Annotated in this window: 6 protein-coding genes and 1 pseudogene; 2 read left to right on the top strand and 5 right to left on the bottom strand. The window is 63.1% G+C overall.

The genetic code is table 11. From position 1 onward, the window contains the following. Window positions 1-273: 273 nt before the first annotated feature. Together AO501_RS09775 and AO501_RS09770 are read right to left on the bottom strand one after the other, a co-directional pair. Window positions 274-915, bottom strand: coding sequence for a Fic/DOC family protein (locus AO501_RS09775; RefSeq protein WP_055577532.1), 642 nt, complete (start codon window positions 913-915; stop codon window positions 274-276). Between the two features lie 3 nt (window positions 916-918). Then, window positions 919-1,134: a hypothetical protein gene (locus AO501_RS09770; RefSeq protein WP_055577531.1), complete on the bottom strand. Its 216-nt coding sequence runs from the start codon at window positions 1,132-1,134 to the stop codon at window positions 919-921. Between the two features lie 229 nt (window positions 1,135-1,363). On the opposite strand from AO501_RS09770, the gene AO501_RS09765 reads away from it, so the two are divergent. Next, the gene (locus tag AO501_RS09765) at window positions 1,364-2,032 is read left to right on the top strand and encodes a GntR family transcriptional regulator (protein WP_231752424.1); all 669 of its coding nucleotides are present in this window, start codon (window positions 1,364-1,366) and stop codon (window positions 2,030-2,032) included. A 107-nt stretch (window positions 2,033-2,139) separates the two neighbouring features. On the opposite strand, the gene AO501_RS09760 is transcribed toward AO501_RS09765, so the two are convergent. Continuing rightward, window positions 2,140-3,372: a hypothetical protein gene (locus AO501_RS09760; RefSeq protein ID WP_055577529.1), complete on the bottom strand. Its 1,233-nt coding sequence runs from the start codon at window positions 3,370-3,372 to the stop codon at window positions 2,140-2,142. 545 nt (window positions 3,373-3,917) lie between these two features. Here AO501_RS09760 and AO501_RS37055 point away from each other — a divergent pair. Next, window positions 3,918-4,436, top strand: a complete 519-nt coding sequence (locus AO501_RS37055; RefSeq protein WP_156452443.1) for a hypothetical protein — start codon at window positions 3,918-3,920, stop codon at window positions 4,434-4,436. A 110-nt stretch (window positions 4,437-4,546) separates the two neighbouring features. Here the strand turns inward: AO501_RS37055 and AO501_RS09755 are convergent. Both AO501_RS09755 and AO501_RS39075 read right to left on the bottom strand, forming a co-directional pair. Beyond that, window positions 4,547-4,807: pseudogene (locus AO501_RS09755) on the bottom strand (IS256 family transposase); the annotation flags it as partial. 101 nt (window positions 4,808-4,908) lie between these two features. Further along, window positions 4,909-5,195: transposase (locus AO501_RS39075; RefSeq protein ID WP_082658518.1), on the bottom strand; the 287-nt coding region annotated here is incomplete at its 5' end.

The following is a 5,195-nucleotide window of genomic DNA, read 5'->3' as shown; positions in this document are numbered from 1 at the left end:
AAAAGAATCACACAACCACTACGCTGCCCGAAGCTGCGTAACACAAATCCCGTGTCCACCATCCGGGGTCAAGGCCCACAGTAGGCATCCTGTTGGCTGCATGCCACTCACTCCGACTTCGGGCCGAGGTATCGGTCGCTGCCCGAATCACCCTGTGAACAAACCAGTCCGGCCGTGGCCAATTAGTGGACAGGCTCATCGCGACGATCGGATAGTTTACTTTTCCAGCTCGCGACGCGAGGTTAATGCCCAACGTCATAGCCAGCGTCGCGCTCAAGCCTCCTTGGAGGGCAAGGCCGGCTCACGGCTCGCGCCGAGCTGACGCGCTGACGCCCAAAAGAGTGGCACAAGCCATCGATGCTGCGGCGTCCCGTCATCATCCAGCGTCGGGACGCTGAAAGCGCATCGCTGAAGCCAAACATCCCGTCCCACAACGCTATAGTCGAGCCATCGGCCCGATCTAGCCGCGACAGCGTTGAGAAAAGAGCGGGTGGCCCGGCCATTGCCGTCTCGAAAAGGATGGCTCCAGTTGATCCAACAGAAGACCCTTGCCGCTGCGTCGGCAAACTCGGCATCGTTGATATGATCCCAGCGCGTGGTAGCGACGATATCAGTTGCCTGCTGTAGACACTCGTCAATACGGTCCACGGAGGCGAAGTCAGAAAGTTGCTTCGAAATCGGCACCTCACGAAAGCGGCCAGCCCACTCGTAGGTATCTTGAAACAGCCAGCCGTGCAGGGCGCACAAGTGCTTGGCGTCATAGGTTTTCGGTATAGGCGCCAATCCGTGCTCGATTTCCACACGGCGCACTGCCGCGCGCTGGTACTCCGCCTCGCGTAACTCAGTCGCGTCAGTAAGGCCCAAATTATTCTTCAGAACAGTTGTGCCAGGCCAAAAATAGTCGGACCACTCCATCCCTTAGCGTGCGGCTGCGCTAGTGCCCAGATTCGCAAGGTATTCCTGGGTAGTCACATAGCCACGCACCACATCAACCAGTGCCTGAATATCGGCACGGCTAGGCTCCCAGCCCTCCAGCACGTTGTCGGTAACCGCAACGCTCAACACGCGGCGCTCATCACCGCTCAACCCGACGAGCAAGTCGGGCCACCGCTGCATCCAATCACCGCTGCTCATGACCTAAGTTTACCCGTAAACACTGACAACTGACCGTTTTACTCACGTGCTGCGCTCGGTGCGTGAGTGGGTGTTTGCCCTGTGATTATCCAGGTAGGTCAGGCGGGCCGCCCCGACGCGGTCTGCACGCGCGCGCAAGACCCCAAGCACAGCTTCGTCGCCGAAGTCGCCGAAAGTGGTGGCCGAAATTGCGCGGAGGCTCATAGGGTGCGGACTTATGAGGGCATGTATGCAAGTCAACGAGGCCAGCCAGGCGATAACGTCAGATGTCAAGCATCATGCGACAGCAGAGGACAACCGAAGGATGACCGGCGACACGTTCGCGGCCGGAGCGCTCGAACTAGGCGAAATCGTTCGAACTGTGAATCGGCCGCCGTTTCGCCAGATTGCGGATTGCCTGCGAACCGCAATCCAAAACGGGCGGTACGGACCCCGTGATCAGCTGCCATCGGAGTTCGCCTTGAGCCACCATTTTGGTGTCGCGCGGATGACCGTTCGGCGAGCTATCTCGGAGCTGCGGGCCGAGGGTCTCGTGTCCCCAGAACACGGCCGCGGGGTATTCGTGAACGACACAGCGAAAAGTTTTGCCAACAAGCTCCTGACGCGAGATGACGTTGTGGCATTGAAGACGCTGGTCGAGGCCGTGACCGGCCGATCACTTTCAGACGACCAGTCCTCGGCGCTCAAGAGCGCCTACCACGCTGCCAACGTGCAGCACGGCGGCCCCACTCTGCAGGCTGTCGCGCAACTCCTAGCGAGGTCAGGGGGTGCGCTCCCGCTTAGCGATAACCAGTGGGTGGGTCTCAGCGATGGCGACACTCCTGGAGGCGATCAGCTTATGGAGCCGGGCCCCGCCATGGCGACCTTGAACCACCCCTCCGTGCGGGCCGACACATGAGAAGGGAAGCTGCGATGTGGTCCGATCTCACCCCGGCCAAGCTTTCCCCCCTCGTCTCGCGCAGCAGTCGGGTGATGTCGACGCTCGCAGTCGAGTGAGCGAGAGGCTTAGGCCTTGTCTCGTTGGCCTGTCGTTGTGGTGGGGTCACGTCGTCGGCGTGTCGGGGCAGGATCACCGGCGTCGGCTTGAGCGGCCGCGAAATGGGAGCGGTAGGTTTCCGCGACTTCCCTCTCGGCCGTCAACGCCTCGGTAAGTGCCTGTGCGCGCTCCTCGGCAGAGTGTCGGGCTTGGGCGAGGTGCTCGGCATGCTCGACACGCAGGGCTTCACGCTCGGCCCGGGCCTCGGCGCGCGTACGTTCGAGGTCGCCGGCAAGCGCCGCTGAGGTGTTCCGTTCGGTCTCCAGTGCTCGCCGGGCGGCGGCAAGTTCTGCTTGTGCGGCAGCGAGGTCGGCGCGCGTGACGGCTTCCTGGGCGGCAGCGTGTTGTGCTGCCTGGTGGGCGGTGTCGGTTTCGGCCTGCAACTGACGGCGTTCCTCCTGGGCCTCCCGGCGGGTCTGGTCGAGTTCTGTGCGCAGTTGGGTGGCCAGGGCACGCTCGTGCGCAGCGGTCTCGGCTGCGGCACGCTCGGCGGCCTGAGCGGAGGCGGTCTCGGCGCGAGCGGCGCTGGCGTCCTGGCGTGCATTGTCGATTGCGGCGTCGCGTGTGGCGAGTTCGTTGAGGTGCTGTTCGGTCTCGGCCGCTAGCTGCTGTTGTGCGTGCGCGACTGCAGCGTCAGCCTCGGCTCGGACCCGGTCCAGTTGGGCCGCGGTCTCCTCCCGCGCCCGCCCGGTCTCGGCGAGGGCGTCCTCGGCCACGGTGTCGGCTTCCTCGCGTTCCCGTTCGGCGCGCTGCGCGCGCTCTTCGGCGAGCCGGGCGGTCCGCTCGGCCGCTGCGGCGCGCCGTTCGGCCTCGGTCACCTTGGTCAGCGCATCCCGGTGTGCATCTTCGACCTCTGCAGCGGCGGCCTCGACATCGCCGGCCGCACGGACATTAACAACCACCTCATCGAGGTATGTCCGCAGCTCGGCGATCTTTTCCGGCAGCGTCACCAGGCGCTGCTCGAGCGTGGCCCGCGCCAGCGATACCGGCGCGGTCGTGGACTCCTCGGTGAGGACTGCGCCTTGTAGGGCACGTCGGGCGCGCCACGCGCTGGCCCGGTTGTGAATCGGCCCGCCGGAGCTGTCGGGTTGCTCGCAGTAACGGGACGGGCGACCGGTGGCTGGATCGGGACGGCTCGGCCGCGTGCAGCCTGGGTAGTTGCAGCGATCTTTCGATCCGCCGGGGTGCGCGAGGTCGGTCATGGGCTTACCTTACACAATTTCGTCCCTGACTAGTGACGTAACACAACTACAGAACGAAATACGAAACGCTACGAAATACGTAACTTTAATGAAAGTCGGGAACGAAAGCGTCGTGACCAGTGAAGGCCTAAGTGCAGTTGGTTGGCCCCTATCAGCACCGCCAGATCAAACGAGAAGCCAACAGTCGGAACTGCTCGCCGCCAACCCCCGGCGCCGCTGGTAGGGCTTCTGCTGGCTGCCGAGGCCGCCCCGAGCGATTCCTGCTGCCGCGGGGGGCTGCCGCCGGCGGGCGGCTCGCTTCCAGGGGCTCCGGGCGGCTGGCAATCAAGTTTTTCGCGCCGAAGTGGCGGGGGGGATTTCTTCCCCTGGGCCGGGGGTTTGATCGGCGTTGATGGAGGGGGATCTGGGTTCCGCTAGTTGGGGTAATGGAGGCCTTACCCAACACCTATGTGGCCGAAATCGACGGCGTGGGTTCCCCAGGTGCGTATCTGGGTGCGATGCTGCTGGGAGATTATCGATAGCAATGAGGAAAGGACGCGCCAGCCATGCGTATCGCATTGGGATTCTGCGCTGCAGCACTGCTGGCTGTCGCTGCTTGTGGGTCGTCGCAGTCATCAAGCCCTGCAACGGTGACCGTCACTTCGAACAGCACGCAGCCGACCGTTGCTAAGCGGTCAGGCACCCAGGAGTATCAGTCAGTCCGCGAACTCGCAGAAGACTTGGTAAAACACGGGTACACGTGCGATTTGCAGGAAATGGGTGGTGGTCGGTTTTCGCTCGACGGAGGGCAGTGTGCCGTCGGCGGGGAGAACATGATCTTGGGCATCTATGCCAGTCAGTCCCAAATTGATGCGCAAGTGCGAATGGCCAATGGTGTGATGGAGTCCTTGGGCTTGGATTACGGTTGGTTAACCGGCAAGAACTGGGCAATCAACTGCAGCGGGCGAGTGTGGTGCGAATACGTGGCCGCTGGTCTCGGTGGCAGCATCATCGCGCCGTTTACACCTGGCAACAGGCTTAGTAACGGTCCGCAATCTCCGCCACCTGCGCCTACCCCACGCTGATTCCGCCCTCAGCAGCTCACTCTTTTCCCGGTATTTGACCCTAGACGCTTAGGCATGCCGGCGGCCTAGGCGGCTAGCGAGAAATTGTCAAGACCTGTGGATCGGGGGTTTCAGGCGACCTCCGTTTCGGTGTGCTGGCTACCGCTTGAGGGCGGTGTCGGTGGGGTGATGTCGGTGGGCCGTTCGAGTAGCTTGCCCTTGTGGAAGACCGCACCGGCGCGGACCAGGGCGACCAGGTGTGGGGCGTTGACGGCCCGCCAGCGGGCCTGTGCGGCATCGATCAGCTTGTAGGCCATGGCAATACCGGCCGCGCGTGATCCCGGCCCCTTGGTGACCTTCGTCCGAAGTCGCACGGTGGCAAAAGTGCTTTCCTGGGTTATCTGGAGTTCTGCCTAGGATACCTATGGTGACCTGGCGGTTTGTGTCGTGGAGGGTGTCCATGACGCGGTTGGAGATCGATATCGGTTGGCGGTCAGCATGGTTCGATCGTTACCGAAGTGTGATGCGTTGGTTCGCGGTGTCGGCCGGTGTTGTCGCGGAGTTGGCCAAGGGCGCACGCGAGTTGGCGGCGTAACCGCCGGTTCTCATCGGCGAGTTCGTGGTTGCGGCGGTTGGCGATTTCGAGGCGTTTTCTCAGGGAGTCGTCGCTGGCGCGTTGTCGGGCAGGTAACGGTGTGCTTGGCTCGGGCCGCTGCTGGGTGCGGAGCCGGCGGATCTCGTCTTTGAGGTCGGTCTGGGTGTAGATCCACGAGCGGGAGA

Source organism: Mycobacterium gordonae, assembly GCF_001417955.2.
GTDB classification, from domain to species: domain Bacteria; phylum Actinomycetota; class Actinomycetes; order Mycobacteriales; family Mycobacteriaceae; genus Mycobacterium; species Mycobacterium gordonae_B.
Note: the sequence above shows the minus strand (reverse complement) of the source record. Positions and strands in the feature narration are given on the sequence as shown.

Excerpts from the sequence above, each read along its gene's own strand:
- AO501_RS09765 (WP_231752424.1), top strand. The coding sequence starts at position 1,364 with ATGCAAGTCAACGAGGCCAGCCAGGCGATAACGTCAGATGTCAAGCAT.
- AO501_RS37055 (WP_156452443.1), top strand. The coding sequence starts at position 3,918 with ATGCGTATCGCATTGGGATTCTGCGCTGCAGCACTGCTGGCTGTCGCT.
- AO501_RS09760 (WP_055577529.1), bottom strand. The coding sequence starts at position 3,372 with ATGACCGACCTCGCGCACCCCGGCGGATCGAAAGATCGCTGCAACTAC.
- AO501_RS09770 (WP_055577531.1), bottom strand. The coding sequence starts at position 1,134 with ATGAGCAGCGGTGATTGGATGCAGCGGTGGCCCGACTTGCTCGTCGGG.
- AO501_RS09775 (WP_055577532.1), bottom strand. The coding sequence starts at position 915 with ATGGAGTGGTCCGACTATTTTTGGCCTGGCACAACTGTTCTGAAGAAT.